At 50.8% G+C, this 16,152-nt stretch carries 17 protein-coding genes; all 17 read left to right on the top strand.

The features are described from left to right. Window positions 1-9 precede the first annotated feature (9 nt). The 17 genes from ybaK to hypD all read left to right on the top strand — a co-directional run bounded on the left by ybaK (window position 10) and on the right by hypD (window position 15,978). Complete coding sequence (ybaK, locus tag ACSVDI_RS02965; protein ID WP_457944603.1) at window positions 10-495, top strand: Cys-tRNA(Pro) deacylase; 486 nt, start codon at window positions 10-12, stop codon at window positions 493-495. 238 nt (window positions 496-733) lie between these two features. Next, window positions 734-1,762 (top strand): hypothetical protein, encoded by a 1,029-nt coding sequence (locus ACSVDI_RS02970; RefSeq protein WP_457944604.1) that lies wholly within the window; start codon window positions 734-736, stop codon window positions 1,760-1,762. Between the two features lie 108 nt (window positions 1,763-1,870). Next, complete coding sequence (locus tag ACSVDI_RS02975) at window positions 1,871-2,263, top strand: BRcat domain-containing protein (protein WP_457944606.1); 393 nt, start codon at window positions 1,871-1,873, stop codon at window positions 2,261-2,263. A gap of 328 nt (window positions 2,264-2,591) precedes the next feature. After that, window positions 2,592-3,227, top strand: a complete 636-nt coding sequence (locus ACSVDI_RS02980) for a hypothetical protein (RefSeq protein ID WP_457944607.1) — start codon at window positions 2,592-2,594, stop codon at window positions 3,225-3,227. A 267-nt stretch (window positions 3,228-3,494) separates the two neighbouring features. Continuing rightward, window positions 3,495-4,817, top strand: coding sequence for an HD-GYP domain-containing protein (locus tag ACSVDI_RS02985; RefSeq protein ID WP_457944608.1), 1,323 nt, complete (start codon window positions 3,495-3,497; stop codon window positions 4,815-4,817). After that, window positions 4,814-5,392, top strand: coding sequence for a DUF5317 family protein (locus tag ACSVDI_RS02990; protein WP_457944610.1), 579 nt, complete (start codon window positions 4,814-4,816; stop codon window positions 5,390-5,392). The genes ACSVDI_RS02985 and ACSVDI_RS02990 overlap by 4 nt, the downstream gene beginning before the upstream one ends. Window positions 5,393-5,571: 179 nt before the next feature. Then, window positions 5,572-6,090, top strand: coding sequence for a 3H domain-containing protein (locus tag ACSVDI_RS02995; protein WP_457944612.1), 519 nt, complete (start codon window positions 5,572-5,574; stop codon window positions 6,088-6,090). Between the two features lie 92 nt (window positions 6,091-6,182). Next, window positions 6,183-6,776, top strand: coding sequence for a hypothetical protein (locus tag ACSVDI_RS03000; RefSeq protein WP_457944614.1), 594 nt, complete (start codon window positions 6,183-6,185; stop codon window positions 6,774-6,776). A 348-nt stretch (window positions 6,777-7,124) separates the two neighbouring features. Next, a complete protein-coding gene (locus tag ACSVDI_RS03005) occupies window positions 7,125-9,041 on the top strand; it encodes an NADH-quinone oxidoreductase subunit 5 family protein (protein WP_457944616.1) in 1,917 nt (638 codons plus the stop codon). Between the two features lie 8 nt (window positions 9,042-9,049). Further along, window positions 9,050-9,913: a respiratory chain complex I subunit 1 family protein gene (locus ACSVDI_RS03010; protein ID WP_457944618.1), complete on the top strand. Its 864-nt coding sequence runs from the start codon at window positions 9,050-9,052 to the stop codon at window positions 9,911-9,913. Between the two features lie 15 nt (window positions 9,914-9,928). After that, complete coding sequence (locus ACSVDI_RS03015) at window positions 9,929-10,369, top strand: NADH-quinone oxidoreductase subunit B family protein (protein WP_457944620.1); 441 nt, start codon at window positions 9,929-9,931, stop codon at window positions 10,367-10,369. Beyond that, entirely contained in the window at window positions 10,366-10,701 is a 336-nt protein-coding gene (locus ACSVDI_RS03020) for an NADH-quinone oxidoreductase subunit C (RefSeq protein ID WP_457944622.1), read from the top strand. The genes ACSVDI_RS03015 and ACSVDI_RS03020 overlap by 4 nt, the downstream gene beginning before the upstream one ends. Before the next feature lie 14 nt (window positions 10,702-10,715). Then, the gene (locus tag ACSVDI_RS03025; RefSeq protein ID WP_457944624.1) at window positions 10,716-11,795 is read left to right on the top strand and encodes a hydrogenase large subunit; all 1,080 of its coding nucleotides are present in this window, start codon (window positions 10,716-10,718) and stop codon (window positions 11,793-11,795) included. A gap of 12 nt (window positions 11,796-11,807) precedes the next feature. After that, window positions 11,808-12,263 (top strand): 4Fe-4S dicluster domain-containing protein, encoded by a 456-nt coding sequence (locus ACSVDI_RS03030; RefSeq protein ID WP_457944626.1) that lies wholly within the window; start codon window positions 11,808-11,810, stop codon window positions 12,261-12,263. A gap of 201 nt (window positions 12,264-12,464) precedes the next feature. Then, entirely contained in the window at window positions 12,465-14,729 is a 2,265-nt protein-coding gene (gene hypF / locus ACSVDI_RS03035) for a carbamoyltransferase HypF (protein ID WP_457944627.1), read from the top strand. Window positions 14,730-14,734: 5 nt separating this feature from the next. Then, window positions 14,735-14,947 (top strand): HypC/HybG/HupF family hydrogenase formation chaperone, encoded by a 213-nt coding sequence (locus tag ACSVDI_RS03040; protein WP_457944629.1) that lies wholly within the window; start codon window positions 14,735-14,737, stop codon window positions 14,945-14,947. Beyond that, window positions 14,944-15,978 (top strand): hydrogenase formation protein HypD, encoded by a 1,035-nt coding sequence (hypD, locus tag ACSVDI_RS03045; RefSeq protein ID WP_457944630.1) that lies wholly within the window; start codon window positions 14,944-14,946, stop codon window positions 15,976-15,978. The genes ACSVDI_RS03040 and hypD overlap by 4 nt, the downstream gene beginning before the upstream one ends. Window positions 15,979-16,152: the final 174 nt, after the last annotated feature.

A 16,152-nucleotide genomic window follows, 5' to 3' on the forward strand; every position in this document is an offset into this window, starting at 1 on the left:
GGAATCGGTTTGGCAAAGGACAACAATAAAACGAATGTGATGCGGATTTTGGATAAAGCCAAAATCCCCTATCGATTTTATTTTTACGACCACGAGGACGGAAAAATCGACGGCGTTTCGGTTGCACACAAGCTGGGGCAGAACGAAGAGCAGGTGTTTAAAACCCTGGTGACCCGCGGCGCAAGCCGAGAGTTTTACGTGTTCGTGGTGCCAGTGGCAAAGGAATTGGACTTGAAAGCGTGCGCCAGAAGCGTTGGTGAAAAATCGGTCGAAATGATTCGTGTGGATGAGATTAACAAGGTGACCGGTTATATCCGCGGGGGCTGTTCCCCCATTGGAATGAAGAAACAATTCAAAACCGTGATTGACCAAAGCTGCGAAAAAGTCCCCACCATGATTGTCAGTGCCGGGAAAATCGGCGCGCAGGTGGAACTGGAACCCAAAGCGCTGCTGGAGCTGATTGGCGGCTCCGTGGCGGCGATTGCGGAGGAATAACAGACTTACCGGCTGGTTTTATAAAATGAGTCTGGGATTTCCAAAAGCGTGCTGCGGAATGAATTTTTATTCATTCAACAGCACGCTTTTTTCGCCCCGCGAAGTGGCTGCTCGGTGTTGCGGTTTCGTTTCCGACTCCTCTTTTTGACAGATACCGATTTTGTCTATTCCTTTTTTTCGTACGGCTGTTATACTGAAACTGTAAGATCGTTGTTTGATATTGTTTGAGGAGTAAGGTATGGAATACAGGCATAAATTTATGAGGGGAACCGTCCGGTCTATCATCAACAAAGCAATCAACGACATCCGAACGGACCCGCGCCGCGGAATCCGGAATTTGGCGGATTTGGGCGAGTTATTTTCCACTTCACCGGTACAAAGGAAATTTATTGCGCTTGTCCGGAGTGTGTTAAAGCATCCGTGCAATCCGTACAATGAATTGATAGTAAAGATGATTCGCAACGTGGAAACGGAATCTTTGCAGACGCTTAGTTTGAATTTCGGGTATACTGCGCTCAGCTACGGAGCGAAAACACTACGGAAGCGCCAAACAGAGCTCGGATGCCGGATTCCGTGGCTGCTGATTTACCGGTTCGACCAAGCGGAAAGCCAAATGGATGCCCGCGAACAGCTGCTTTCTCTGGTAGCCCAGGGGGCGGAACTCGGTATCTTTTCGTTTCTGCTTCAGCCGTCGAACGTACAAGACCTGGCAACAGCGGGCGAAATCTGCCGTGCCTGCCCGGAATGCCTGTTCTGCATTGCCGCTCCGGCGGCGCTTCTGGCACAGGGGCAGGAAGATTCGCTTCTGCAGATTCCCAATCTGCTGCTGATGGTGGAAATGACGGGTGCCCGCGATTGGCCCGTTTCCCAGTGGGAAGCGGTCGAGCACGTGTTTCACCGCCTGCGGGAGGCTGAGCGCTGCTTCGGCTATTACGCCTATTACAGCGAAGAGGACGTGAAATTTTTCACGTCGCCTGGATTTACACGCCGCATGATCCAGAACGACTGCCTGATTGGGTCTTATATAAACCGCACCCCCGGCTTGGAAGCACTGGAAGACCGCGTTTACAGCTATGTGTGCAGTGAGCGAGGTAGAAACGGAAAACCGCTGTTTGTCATGGACTTTTACCGGGATATTGACTATGTGGCAAAATCCGTTTCCGGCGGGGACTATCTTGTCATTTCTGGGGGCGACGGCACGCCTCAGGTGGAAATCTCCCTTTTGGAAAAAATACGTGGCAATCATCGCCTGCAATCCGCGCAGTAAACCCAAGGATGAAAAGAAAGATACAATTTGTTCATGGTTCTTTCAGGAATCCGAAAAAAGCTTGCTTTATAATAAGTGTATTGTGAATTACGAAAGGACAGCTGAAGAATGGATCGATTCAGACAATGGATGATGGGACGCTATGGCCCCGATCAGCTTACGTACGCCCTTCTGATTGGATATCTGGTGTTGTATTTGGTTGCCCAGATTGCCCGTTTTGGGATTCTGGCCCTGATTGCCATGATTCTGCTTGTACTGGCAGTTGTGCGCATGTTTTCCCGCAACACAACCCAGCGGTACCGTGAAAATCAGGCGTTCCTTCGATTTTGGAATCCGATTTCCGGGTGGTTCCGCCGGATGAAGTATAACCTCCAGGATCGGCAGGCAAACCGGATTTTTAAATGCCCGAACTGCTCCAGCCGGTTGCGGGTGCCCAGAGGCCGGGGAAAAGTAGAGGTAACCTGCCCGGTGTGCAGAACGCGGTTTATTAAAAAAACCTGATTTTGGCCTGCGAAAGAAAGCTTTCATAAACTAGATAAAATCCGCATTCCTTCAAAAAGGGGTGCGGATTTTTTTACCTGCCTGTAAAAAAACGGTGCTGCCGAAACTTCGAAAATTGCGGGATAAATGCAGGACAAAGAACTTCGTTTTAAAAGGCAAATGCTAATTCTTGTATATTTAAACATTAATTTCGTATTTTCGTTTCTTTATTTTTCTAAAAAAGATTGAAAAACAAAGGGTAATTTTATATAATCATTTATATTCCGGAATAATTTCCTGCTCTTAAAGGCTCGCCGGAAAATGCTTCGTCTTAGGGGGGCGTTCGCAAATGGCGGACAGTAATCAAAATGAGATGGTAAAACAGTATGATGAACTGATTTGCAAGCTTCCGGGTGTACTGAATTCAAGCGTTGTATTTTCGGACAGGGGTCTTTCGGAAATTCATGTTCTGGCGGACGACAGCAGGGCGCCAAAGCAGATTGCACGGGATATTCAGTCTGCCATCAGCGCGCAGTACGGGACGAATATCGACCATAAGCTGATCAGCATTGCGCAGATCCCGGCCCAAAACCCGTCTTGTTCACGAACTCGCCTAATTTTTGAAGAAATCAATATTTCCAAAAACAAGGAGCGCTCCTGCGCTACGGTTACGCTGACCGACGGGGAACATTCCTTTTCCGGAACGGCTTCCGCCCTGAATGACCGGCTTGAAGTCAACAAAATGATCTGTCAGGCCACATTGGGCGCCGTTGAAAATTATATGAAGGAGGCCGTTCAGCTTTCCGTCGCCGACGTCAAGATGTTTGACCTAAGCGGGGAAAAGGCAATTGCGGTCTGTGTTGCGGTAAAAAGCCGCGGCCAAGTGGAACGCCTGATTGGCAGTTCTTTTCAGGGTGACGATGCCGGAATGGCCGTAGTAAAGGCGACCCTGGATGCGCTGAACCGCAGGATTGCGACGGCGTAAGGCCCCTTACGGATTGTTTTTTTTATGTTGTTAAAAATCGGGTTTGCAGCAATCAGCACGGTACTGATTTTATAAGCGAAGCGGATATAGCCTGTTCTGCTAGCGTATGAACAGAGTCCAATACAATGGAGGGCTATATCGATGAAAGCAAAAATTATGACAGCCGCTATGGCAATTCTGTCTGTACTGGCTACCGCCGGCGCATTCTTCTCTTGGCAGTAATTTGAATTTTTGCAAACCCGATTTTTTATATTAAAGGGGGAAAGTATGAGTCAATCTTCTAAAATTTATGCCTGCTTTATTTCTACCATTGGACTTATTCTTGGCTCATATTGTACCTACTCGTATGTTCTATCGGTCATGGGAACCTCCGGCACAAAGGGGATAAAGGAAGAATTACTCTCCACTGCGGTCCTTTTTTTGCTTTATATTGTGTGCCGGTGCTTCCCCATTTATATACGCAGCGATTATGCGGTGGACATGTCGTTTATTTGCAGTCTGGCCATGCTGTTGTATCGGGGGCCGGCTGCTGCAGCGGCAATGGCGTTTGTCAGCACACCGTTTGTTGCGGTGCAGACCAGCATGGACCCGAAAAAATGGCACCACATCTTTAATGTTCCGTTTATCAAAACAGCATTTAACGCGGGAAATTATACAATATCGATTTATTTGGCCGGTTCCGTTTATCAAGCCTTGGGCGGAAGCATAGGAAAGATTCAGCTTCCCAGAATGCTGCTCCCCATGATTGTGGCGGCTTTTATGTTCTTTCTCTCAAACGGTGTAATTCTTTTGCTCTTGTTTTCGATTATGAACAAGGTTCCCTTTTTCCCACAGCTCATCAAGATTTTAATCGATTTTTTGCCGAATCTGGCGGCCGCTACTCCGTTGGGCTTTTTCATTGCATGGTGCATGACGCTGGACGGTGGAGCATACCTGGTGGTTCTTTTTATGCTGCCGCTCATGCTGGCCCGCTACAGCTTTGTTTTGTACCTGGATGTAAAAAATAATTATTATAACATGGTCAAAACGCTTTCCGCCGCGCTGGAAGCGAAGGACTGCTACACGGAGGGGCATTCCCACCGTGTGGAAATCTATTCGGAAAAAATCGCCCGGAAAATGCGGCTGTCGAATCGCTCCATCGAGGATATCCGGGTCGCCGCCCTGCTGCACGATATCGGAAAAATCGGGATTGACGACAGTATTCTGAACAAACCGGGCTACCTTACCCCGGAGGAGCGCAGTGTGATTATCCTGCATCCTCAGATTGGGGATAATATTCTGAAAAATGTAAAACTGAGCCATTTAACCCGTGAAATTATCCTGCACCACCACGAGCGTTATGACGGAATGGGGTATCCGGGTCATACCAAGGGAGACGAAATCCCTTTGGAAGCCTATATTGTTTCCGCCGCAGACGCTTATGATGCGATGACCAGTGACCGCCCTTACTGCAACAGCCGGCCTGTGGAACAGGCCATGCAGATTCTGAATGAGGAAAGCGGCAGGCAGTTTCATCCCAAGGTGGTAGAGGCGTTTTTACAGGTGCTGCAGGAAGAAAAAATAACGGCGGAGGAGCGAAAAGCGGTATGATTCTGCTGATATTTGCCCTTGTGGGAGGATTGGCTGCGGTCGTAGAAAATCTGCGCCGCGGCACAAAACCGACGTTGGAGGGCCTGGTCTGCATCCGGGCGTTGTGGCTGCCGATCGTCGGATTCCTGCTTCATGGGCTGATCAGCTGGGCCCCAGCATTCGCGCTAAGGTTTGCGGGACCGCTGATGTCGGCGTACTATTTTTGCATCCTGCTATTTCTGTTTCTCAACCGGTGGGAGAAAATTCCTATGCTTTTTATGGCGCTGGGCTCTCTCTGCAATTTCAGCGTCATCGCGGCAAATGGGTTCCGCATGCCGATTTCCCCCCTAGCGCTTACCGTGTATCCGGGCATGACGCCTGAAGCAGTCTATGCGGAAAAGGTAAATTACTTTGTTGCGGTGAACGGGGCGAACCTTTATCCGCTTGGGGATATTATTCCCGTGCCGCTTGGCCGGCTGGGCGGCTTTGCAAGCGTGGGTGACCTTCTACTGGGGGTTGGGCTGATGTTGTTTTTATGGAAGGTTTTGGCGCCGCCGCGGCGGGAACAACCAAATTCTGCCGAAGCGGGGCAATAAACGGGCACTGCTGCAAAACGGATTAACAGAAAGAGGATACCGCGGGATGATGCAGATTCATTTTGCGGTACCCTTTTCTGTTTCCTCCACATACCGGTTCCCTTTTTGAAACGCATATGATACAATAAATGAATAGTTCCCATTTATTACGGATTGATAGGAAGAAAGAAGGAAAGCGAATGGACGCTGCGCAAAGACGGCAGCAGATTTTAGAACTGCTGAAACAAAGTACCACACCGGTAAGCGCAGGAAAACTGGCTGCTGAGTTCCATGTGAGCCGGCAGATTATTGTAGGGGATATCGCACTGCTCCGTGCGGCAAACGAGGAAATTTCCGCTACCCCAAGGGGTTATATCATGAACCGCAGTACGCCCACGGAGGGAATGATTCATACCATTGCATGCCGGCACAGCCGCGAGAACCTCGGGGAAGAGCTGTATACCATTGTAGACAGCGGCTGCGGGGTGATCGATGTGATTGTGGAGCACCCTGTTTATGGTCAGTTGTCCGGCCAGCTGCAGATTTATTCCCGCTTCGACGTCGACAACTTTTTGGACCGGCTGTCGAAAAACCATGCTGCCCCGCTCAGCAACCTGACGGATGGAATCCATCTGCATACGGTGCTGTGCCGTTCGGAACAGGCATACGAAATCATGCTGGATCAGTTGAGAAAAAAGAATATTTTATTTCAAAAATAGACTTGACATTCCGGACACGTTTCTTTAAAATAGTCATTACAGGTGTAAAGACACATGTAATGACTATTTTTATAAGAGAAAGGAACGGAATTATGAAACGTGATTCAAAACTGCAGACCATTACCATTGCCGCCCTGCTGAGCGCGATCGGCATTGTTATTCCTATGTTTTGCCCAAAAATCGTTTTGGAACCGGCTTCCTTTACCTTGGCAAGCCATGTTCCGGTCTTTATTGCGGTATTTATTTCTCCGGTTGTGGCGATTGCCGTATCACTGGTAAGCGCCGTCGGATTTTTATTTGCAGGCTTCCCGTTGGTTGTGGTATTGCGTGCACTGAGTCACCTGGTGTTTGCGACGATAGGTGCACTGATCCTGAAAAAATCCCCCAATGCCCTGCAAACTATGGGCAAATCCGCCCTGTTTGGCTTCTTCCTGTCCATCATCCACGCGGCCTGCGAGGTGGTTGTGGTCACGCTGTTCTATTTTGGCAATGGAATGTCAAAGGCTTATTACGCGCAGGGCTATGTCGTTTCGGTGCTGCTTCTGGTTGGGGTCGGTTCGGTGATTCACAGTATGGTCGATTATTCCATTTCCATGGTGGTTTGGAAACCGCTGGTGAATGTCATCACGATTCCGGTCAGTGCAAAGGTTTTGCCGAGCCGCCGCAAGCCGGTTTCCGACCAGTAATCACAGCAGATATTAAAAATAATAAAGAACACGATTCGATAAATAAAACATAAAAATATGAAAAGCTGTCTGGCACTTCATTGACAGACAGCTTTTCTATATTACTCTAAAAACATTAATAAAATCGTAAAAATATCCAAAATTTTTATAAAAAAGATAGTACAAAAGGTAAATAATGTGACATAAAATGCAGTTTTGCTAAAAAGTTTTTCGAATGACAGATAATGTTGTGGCAGTATGACGGTGATTTTATCGAGCCAATTGTTACAAGAATCACAAGAAAGTAGTATAATAGACATACTTGTGAATGTGAGCAGATTTTTGTGAAAAAAATGAGGGGGTATCTAATTGCAAGTTGCAGCATTCCTGATTTGTTTTCCGTTTATTGCAGCAGTTGTTCTTGCACTGATGAAGAAACACGGGAAACCAAGAAAATATGTCGTTTTTGGCAGCAGCGCCCTGATTGTGGCCGCCATGCTGTACTTTGTCATCGGGCTGTTAAGCTCGGGCAAAGCGGTGGAGTATCTCGAAAACACGCATACCATCGATCTCATAATGTTGATTGGTGAAATCTTTCTTATGTGTTTGGTGGTTTTCCTGTCGTTCCGTCATAAAAAATATTATGCGGCCCTTTTGTCTGTGGTGCAGACCGGCCTGATTGCCTGGCTGGATCTTTCCGGTGCGGACGAAACGGAAAAGTTTCACATTTATGCAGATAAACTCACAGTTGTTATGTGCCTCATTATCGGAATCGTCGGCACCATGATTTGTGTGTACGCGGTTGGTTATATGAAGGATTACCACTCACATCACACGGAATTTAAGGACCGTCGTTCCTTTTTCTTTGCTATGCTTTTTGTGTTCCTGGGCGCCATGTTCGGTCTGGTGCTTTCCAGCAATTTGACCTGGATCTATTTCTTCTGGGAAATTACCAGCGTCTGCTCGTTCCTACTGATTGGCTACAATCAGTCCGAACAGGCAATCAACAATTCCTTTAAGGCTTTGTGGATGAACCTGTTGGGCGGCTTGGGCTTTGCACTCGCAATTGCCTACTGCTCGCTGGTGCTGCATGTATCGAACCTAGAGGAACTTGTCACAGCCAAACCGGCTGCGGGGGCTGTGCTAATTCCTGTGATTTTGCTTGCTTTTGCAGGGTTGACCAAAAGCGCGCAGATGCCGTTTTCCGGCTGGCTGCTGGGCGCCATGGTCGCTCCAACGCCGACTTCCGCATTGCTGCATTCCGCAACAATGGTAAAGGCCGGTGTGTACTTACTGATCCGTCTGGCTCCTGCCATGTGCGGAAACGCTGCCGGGTTCATGGTAACCACGGTGGGTGGATTTACATTCTTTGTTGCTTCTTTGCTCGCTATTTCGCAGAGCGACGGCAAAAAGGTTTTGGCGTATTCCACGATTTCCAATCTTGGTTTAATTGCCGCGTGCGCTGGGATCGGAATGCACGAAGCGGTCTGGGCGGCTATGCTGCTCATGATGTTCCATGCGGTGTCTAAGTCCATGCTGTTCCTGTCTGTTGGTGCGGTGGAAAACCGGACTGGCAGCCGCAATATTGAAGATATGCACGGACTCATTGTCCGTCTTCCTGGCTTGGCGTTCATCATGATCATCGGTATTGCCGGCATGTTCCTTGCACCGTTCGGCATGCTGATTTCCAAATGGGCGGCTTTGAAGGCGTTCATTGATTCCAACAATATTCTGCTGGTTGTTTTCCTGGTATTCGGCAGCGCCTCCACGCTGTTCTACTGGACGAAATGGTTGGGCAAGCTGATTGCTGTGCCGCACCAGTCGGGTCACCTGACCAATACCACCAAAGTCAGCCAGTGGTTCGCCCTGATTACCCACGCAGTCATTATGATTGCGCTGGTCATTACGTTCCCACTGGTATCGCATAGTTTGGTGGAGCCTTTCCTTGCGGATATGTTCCACAACACCGTGCCGGATATTATCAGCACCGGCAACATCAATATCATGTTGATGATGCTGTGCCTGATCGTGATTCTGCCGGTTGCCGCACGAATCCTTACGTTCGGTAAGAAAGACACGCGCGTGTTGTCCTACATGAGCGGTGCAAACGCCGGGGACGACCGTTCCTTTGTGGATTCGTTCGGGAACAAAAAGGATCTGTACCTTGCCAACTGGTATATGGAGGACTATTTCGGCGAGAATAAGCTGCTGAAGCCTTCACTGATTCTTTCTTCCGCGGCAATCGTTATTGTTATGGTTATTGCGATTGGGGGTGCAATCGGATGAACATCTCCGTGGTGTCATTGTTGCTATACTTAATTCTCGGCCCGTTTGCGGGCGGCCTTTTAGCCGGTATCGACCGCAAAATCACGGCTCGGATGCAGGGCAGAAAGGGCCCTTCGGTGCTCCAGCCCTTCTACGACCTTTACAAGCTGTTCAACAAACAGTCCGTTGTGGTAAACGATCTTCAAGATTTTCTGGTTGCCGGATTTTTGGTGTTCATTATTTTTACCGGCTGCCTGTTCTTCTCCGGCGGCGACCTGCTGCTGGTGTTCTTTGCGCTGACTTTGGCAGGCATCTTCTTTGTGATGTCGGCCTGCTCGGCAAGTTCTCCGTATGGTTCCATGGCTTCCCAAAGGGAACTGATGCAGATGATGGCTTACGAGCCGATGGTGCTTTTGGTGGCAATCGGATTCTATATTGTAACCGGTAGCTTTGCCGTCAAGGACATCATCCATTTCAGCAATATTCCGGCGGTTGCCTATATGCCCGGCATTTACCTTGGATTTTTATGGGTGCTGGTCATTAAGTTCCGCAAGTCCCCGTTTGACCTCAGCACAACGCATCATGCACATCAAGAAATGGTCAAGGGGCTTACCACGGAGCTTTCCGGCAATATTCTTGCTCTGGTGGAAGTTTCCCACTGGTATGAAAACGTGTTCCTGCTGGGCGTAGTTGGCTTGTTCTTTGCCACTTCCGACTGGTGGAGCGCGATCGTGGTGATAGTAACCGTGGCAATTTCTTATTTCCTTGAAATTTTGGTTGATAACGTATTTCCCCGCGTCAAATGGGATTTCATGCTGAAAAGCACATGGATTGTTACCCTGGTCGCCGGGGTGATCAATCTGATGGTCATCAGCTTGATCAAGTTGAGATAAGGGGGCAGAAAATCCATGTTAAAAGTATCTAAGTCACCGTGGCTTCTGCACTACGATGGTTCCAGCTGCAACGGCTGCGATATTGAGGTGTTGGCTTGCCTTACGCCTCTTTATGATGTGGAGCGTTTCGGCATCATCAATACCGGAAACCCGAAACACGCCGATATCTTCCTGATTACGGGCGGCATTAACAAGCAGAACGAATCCGTTGTAAAGCAGATTTATTCCCAGATGCCGAATCCAAAAGTTGTGGTGGCAGTCGGCATTTGCGCCTGCAACGGCGGGGTTTTCAAAGATTGTTACAATATTATGGGCGGCGTTGATAAAGTTATTCCGGTTGACATTTATGTGCCGGGCTGCGCCGCAAGGCCGGAATCCATTATGGACGGTGTGGTGAAAGCCATCGCCCTGTTGGACGAAAAGCGTAAATCAGTTGGAAAGGAAGCGGCAGAATGACAGACGGGGAATTGATTACCATTACACTGAGCGACCTGGTGCCGAAAGTACTGCAGATGAAACACGACGGTTACCGTCTGGCCCAAATCTGCGCGGTCCGTACCAAAGAAGGATATGAACTGAGCTATTCCTTTGCCAAGGAATATGACATGGTGAACCTTCGCCTTGCAATCGGGGAAGACGATGAGGTAACCAGCATCAGCGATATTTATGAGCCGGCATTCCTTTACGAAAATGAAATGGTGGACCTGTTCGGCGTGAAAATCAAGCTGATTTCACTCGATTACCAGGGCAAGCTGTACCGCATTGCTAAGGAAACGCCCTTTAAATAAAGGAGGAATATACCATGTCTACCCGAAGCGTTGTACCGTTTGGGCCGCAGCATCCGGTTCTGCCGGAGCCAATCCACCTTGACCTTGTGCTTGAAGACGAAAAGGTGGTCGAGGCGGTTCCTTCCATCGGTTTTATTCACCGCGGGCTGGAAAGCCTTGTGGGTAAAAAGGATTTTAACGATTACACTTATATAGCGGAACGTATTTGTGGAATTTGCAGCTTTATGCACGGTATGAGTTACTGCGAAGCTGTGGAACACATTATGAACATTGAAATTCCGGAACGCGCCAAGTACCTGCGCACCATCTGGTGCGAACTGTCACGTCTGCACAGCCACCTGCTGTGGTTGGGCCTTCTGGCCGACGGGTTCGGCTTTGAAAGCCTGTTTATGCAGAGCTGGCGTCTGCGCGAAAATATTCTGGATATGGTCGAAGCTTCCACCGGCGGTCGTCTGATTTCCTCCGTCAATAAGATTGGCGGTCAGCTTAAGGATGTTCCGAACGACATGATTCGCGGATTTGTGGCCAAGCTGAAGGATATGGAAAAGGATATCCGCGAGATGACCGATACGTTCCTGAACGATTACACAGTCAATTCCCGTCTGCGCGGCGTTGGCATACTGACCAAGCAGCAGGCGCTGGATCTTGGCGCAGTGGGCCCGTTCATGCGTGCAAGCGGCATTGCCCTGGACACCCGCAAACGCGGCTACGCAGCGTATTCCAACATTGAACTGGAACCCATTACCAGCGATATCGGGGACTGCTATGCCCGCACCTATGTGCGTATTCAGGAAATTTTCCAGTCCATCGACATCATCCGTCAGGCCGCGGAAAAAATTCCGGACGGCGAGGTGGCAGTGCCGGTTAAGGGCTTCCCGAGCGGGGAATACTTTATGCGCGTGGAGCAGCCCCGCGGCGAGGCTATTTATTACGTGAAGGCCAACGGAACCAAGTTCCTCGACCGTTTCCGTGTGCGCACCCCAACCTTCGCCAACCTGCCTGGCATGCTGGAAACATTGAAGGGTTGTCAGCTGGCTGACGTTCCGATGATGATTCTGACGATTGACCCGTGCATCAGCTGCACCGAAAGGTAAGGGGGGTTCGTAATGAATATTTTTTCTTTTGCGAAAACAGAGCTGAAAAACCTGTTCTCCACGCCTGCAACCCGGGCCTATCCGCTGGAACCGCGGAACTACCCGGAGCGCACGAGAGGGCATGTTGTAATTGATATTAACACCTGCGTCCTGTGCGGCATGTGCTCCAGAAAATGCCCTGCAGATGCGATTAAGGTTGACCGCGCGGCGGGCACCTGGTCGATTGAACGCTTTGGCTGCGTACAGTGCGGCAACTGCGTGGTAAGCTGCCCGAAAAAGTGCCTGAGCATGGGCCAAGCTTATACGGAACCGGACGCACAGAAGCGTACGGATACCTTTACCAAACCGGCAGATCAGATGAAGCCCCCGGTGGCACCCGCGGCAAAGCCTGCAGCGGCTGCAGCTGCCAAACCGCAAAAGCCGGCGGAATCGGCTGCCTCTGCGGCGGAAGAGAAAAAGAATGCCTAAGGGGATCCACTGATTTCAGCTATTTTAAAGCCGAAAAGATTCGTAGCTTTGAATGGGCTGTTTGATGATGGAATCAGCGGTTTTCTAGGGATTTTTTCCGGTTTCGGTTATCGGTGCGGATTTTCATGGCCGCCCGTGATCGAATCGGGGATTGCCGGAGGCAGTGCCATAAGGCAATAGAAAGTAAAGTATAGGAATACCATGACGCTATCAATTTTTGTTCTTGGCGTGGTGCAGGGAGTCGGTTACCGTCCCTTTGTGGCGCGCCTTGCCGAGGAGCTCGGCGTAAAAGGTACGGTTCGAAATAACAGCGGCGTCGTTGAAATTACCGCCGCCGCCGACAAACAGGCGATGGAGAATTTTCTCCATCGCCTTAAATCGCAACAGCCGTCCGGTGCACAGGTGGCGCGCGTTGTCACCCGGCCGGTGCCGGAGCAGCAATTTGCGGACTTTCGGATTATCGAAAGCTCCCGCAGTAATGCAGAAACGCCGCTGTTCCCGCCTGACCTGCCGATTTGTGAGGACTGCCTGAATGAGATGAGGAACCCCGCCGACCGGCGTTACCGTTACCCGTTTATCAGTTGTGTGGCCTGCGGCCCGCGGTACAGCATTTTGGAAAGCCTTCCTTATGACCGGGAAGGCATTACCATGCGGGACTTTCCTATGTGCGGCGACTGTGAAACGGAGTATACCACACAGACGCGCCGCCGTCATGCACAGACCATTTCCTGCCTGGAATGCGGTCCGCAGCTTTTGTTTTCCCACGGCGAGGAAACGCGGAGCAAAGAAGACGCCCTGCAGAAAGGGATTTCCCTGCTTCAGAGTGGGGCGGTGCTGGCGCTGAAAGGAATCGGTGGGTACCAGTTTGCCTGTCTGCCCACGAATCCGGAAGCAGTGGAGCGTCTGCGTCAAATCAAGCGGCGCGATAAAAAGCCGTTTGCGGTCATGTTCCCAAACATGGAATCCATCCGTGCGGTGTGTTCCGTCAGCGAAGAAGAAGAAACGCTGCTCCGCTCCCCTGCAAGGCCGATTGTTCTGCTTGGGAAAAAGGCGGAACCGTTTTGCGACGGGGTGAGTGGCGAAAGCCGCTTTTTGGGGGCTTTTCTGCCCTACACGGGGCTGCATCAGCTTCTTACAGACGCGTGCGGCCCGTTGGTCATGACCAGCGGCAACCTTTCGGGCGAACCAATTCTCATCCGGGATGAGGACGTGCTGAATTTGGAGCCGGACCTGCTGGGCGGTGTGCTTTACCATACGCGGCGGATCGTAACCCCGCTGGATGATTCCGTTGCGCGGGTCATCTGCGGAACGCCGCAGTTAATCCGGCGAAGCCGGGGCTATGTTCCTGCACCGCTGTTTTTGGAGCAGCAGGCGGAAAAGCCGATTCTCGCCATGGGCGGCGACCTAAAAGCCTGTTTCTGTCTGATGCAGGGCGGGCGCGCCTACTTGAGCCAGTATTTCGGCGATTTGGAGGAGTACGCTTCGGAGCAGGTTTACCGGCAGAACTTAACCCGTATGGAACGGATTTTCGGCATTTCGCCCGCGGCGGCGGTGTGTGACTTGCACCCGGGTTACCGGACGGGCAAAATTGCAGAACAAACCGGCTTGCCGTTGCTGAAAATCCAGCACCATCACGCGCACGTTGCTTCAGTGATGGCAGAGTATGGGCTGAGCCATTGCCTGGGTGCGGCGTTTGACGGCACCGGGTACGGGACGGACGGCTGCGTCTGGGGCGGCGAGTTCCTGTACTGCCGGGGCACTTCGTTTGAACGGGTTGCCCAGCTCAGCTATGTCACGCTCTGTGGCGGCGATGCTGCGTCGAAGGATGCGGCGTTAACCGCGCTTTGTTACCGGCTTGCGGCGGGGGAGGAAACGGACGACCCGCGCGCCCCCATGGTGCGCGCCGCGCTGAACCATCGCATCAACACGGCGGAAAGCTCCAGCATGGGGCGTCTGTTTGATGCCGTAAGCGCACTGCTGGGCATCCGAAGCTATAACACCTACGAAGGGGAATGTGCCATTGCGCTGGAAAACGCAGCGGCTCAGGCGAAAACACAGGAAATAATCCCCTACCCGTTGGACTTTGAGATCAAAGAGGATCGTGGTATAATGAAACTGGACCAGGTTGCTCTGGTACAGTCCATTGCAAAAGCCGTTCGTCAAGGCGTAGAAGTGCCCGCGATTACACTGGGCTTCCATCTTGCGCTGGCCCGTGCCGTGCAGGAGGTTTTCCGTACGGTGCGGCGAAAAAACGGCGAAACGGTCGCTGCCCTCAGCGGCGGTGTGTTTTCCAACCGCCTGCTAACGGAGGAATGTGTGCGTCTTCTGACGGAGGACGGATTTACGGTTTATCTAAATTCCGATGTTCCCTGCGGCGACGGCGGAATTAGTTTGGGACAAGCATGGCTGGCGGCGCAGATGGTACCGGAAACAGACGGTTCTCAGTGGTCCCGAAAGGATGGTTGAATAAAATGTGTGTTGCATTGCCGGGAAAAGTAGTCCGTGTGGACGGAACTAAGGCACAGGTGGATTTTAGTGGAAATCTGGTTACCGCGGAAGCGGGTCTGGTAAAAATTAAGCCGGGCGATTATGTGCTGGTTCATGCGGGCTGTATTCTGCAGGTGCTTTCCGAAGAAGAGGGAAACAGCATCAGCGCATTATTTAAGGAAATCGAAAGCTTATGACAAAATATCAGGAATATCTGCAAAACTATGATGGTGAACCCATGCGTATCATGGAGGTATGTGGTACGCATACGGCGGCGATTTCGCACTGCGGGATTCACAGCATTCTTTCTCCGAAAATCAAACTGATTTCCGGGCCGGGCTGCCCGGTGTGCGTAACGGTAACCGCATATATCGACCGGCTGGTGGAACTGGCGCTGACCCCCGGCTGTGTTGTGGTGTCGTTTGGCGATTTGCTGCGGGTCCGTGGAAGCAGCCGGAGCCTGAACGACGCAAAGGCGTTGGGCGGGCAGGTGCGCATGGTGTACACACCGATGGATACCTTAAAGCTTGCGGCGGCGGAACCGGATAAAACCTTTATTTTTGCTGCGGTCGGCTTTGAAACAACCGCCCCGGTTTATGCGATGCTGCTGGAAGAGGCACTTCGTGCCGGAATCCAGAACATTCGTCTGTTGACTTCGCTGAAAACAATGCCGCCGGTTATTGACTGGGTCTGCGCTAATCAGGGCGGCATCGATGGTTTTCTGGCACCCGGTCACGTGAGCGTTATAACCGGGAGTGAGATTTTCCGCCCTCTGGCAGAACGGTACTCCATTCCGTTCGTGGTTTCCGGCTTTGAACCGGAACAGATTCTGCTTTCGCTTTACGCTTTGGTGAAATGCAGGGGAATGGGCAAGGCCCTGAATCTGTATCCGTCCGTGGTCACCCCTGGTGGGAACCATACGGCACAGCAGTCGGTGGAAAAATACTTTATGCCGTGCGATGCTTCCTGGCGTGGAATGGGGTTGATTCCCGGTTCCGGACTATGTCTGCGCCCGGAATACCAGCAGTTTGATTCCGGCAGCGTGGCGCTGACGGAAGACCATGACGCTAACCCCGCCTGCTGCTGCGCAAAGGTGTTGACCGGCGCAATCGGGCCGCGGCAGTGCCCGTTGTTTGGCAAAGTCTGCACACCGCAGTCCCCGCAGGGCGCTTGCATGGTGTCCACGGAAGGCAGCTGCTATCAATATTATGTAAACAAAAGAGAATAAAGGGCAAATAGATGGAAAGGGAAATCGCTTTCTATATATTTCCAATTATACTTGGTATGGTAAAATATGGAAAGTGCTATTGCTTTACATAACTCTGCATCTGTAAAGCGTTACTCCTTTTCACACTTTATTTTGGGGCGGTTTTTCGCCTCATTCGTCAATTCCTTTTCCATT

The organism is Caproiciproducens sp. LBM24188 (assembly GCF_054130445.1).

Excerpts from the sequence above, each read along its gene's own strand:
- ACSVDI_RS02970 (WP_457944604.1), top strand. The coding sequence starts at position 734 with ATGGAATACAGGCATAAATTTATGAGGGGAACCGTCCGGTCTATCATC.
- ACSVDI_RS02975 (WP_457944606.1), top strand. The coding sequence starts at position 1,871 with ATGGATCGATTCAGACAATGGATGATGGGACGCTATGGCCCCGATCAG.
- ACSVDI_RS02980 (WP_457944607.1), top strand. The coding sequence starts at position 2,592 with ATGGCGGACAGTAATCAAAATGAGATGGTAAAACAGTATGATGAACTG.
- ACSVDI_RS02985 (WP_457944608.1), top strand. The coding sequence starts at position 3,495 with ATGAGTCAATCTTCTAAAATTTATGCCTGCTTTATTTCTACCATTGGA.
- ACSVDI_RS02990 (WP_457944610.1), top strand. The coding sequence starts at position 4,814 with ATGATTCTGCTGATATTTGCCCTTGTGGGAGGATTGGCTGCGGTCGTA.
- ACSVDI_RS02995 (WP_457944612.1), top strand. The coding sequence starts at position 5,572 with ATGGACGCTGCGCAAAGACGGCAGCAGATTTTAGAACTGCTGAAACAA.
- ACSVDI_RS03000 (WP_457944614.1), top strand. The coding sequence starts at position 6,183 with ATGAAACGTGATTCAAAACTGCAGACCATTACCATTGCCGCCCTGCTG.
- ACSVDI_RS03015 (WP_457944620.1), top strand. The coding sequence starts at position 9,929 with ATGTTAAAAGTATCTAAGTCACCGTGGCTTCTGCACTACGATGGTTCC.
- ACSVDI_RS03020 (WP_457944622.1), top strand. The coding sequence starts at position 10,366 with ATGACAGACGGGGAATTGATTACCATTACACTGAGCGACCTGGTGCCG.
- ACSVDI_RS03025 (WP_457944624.1), top strand. The coding sequence starts at position 10,716 with ATGTCTACCCGAAGCGTTGTACCGTTTGGGCCGCAGCATCCGGTTCTG.
- ACSVDI_RS03030 (WP_457944626.1), top strand. The coding sequence starts at position 11,808 with ATGAATATTTTTTCTTTTGCGAAAACAGAGCTGAAAAACCTGTTCTCC.
- hypF (WP_457944627.1), top strand. The coding sequence starts at position 12,465 with ATGACGCTATCAATTTTTGTTCTTGGCGTGGTGCAGGGAGTCGGTTAC.
- ACSVDI_RS03040 (WP_457944629.1), top strand. The coding sequence starts at position 14,735 with ATGTGTGTTGCATTGCCGGGAAAAGTAGTCCGTGTGGACGGAACTAAG.
- hypD (WP_457944630.1), top strand. The coding sequence starts at position 14,944 with ATGACAAAATATCAGGAATATCTGCAAAACTATGATGGTGAACCCATG.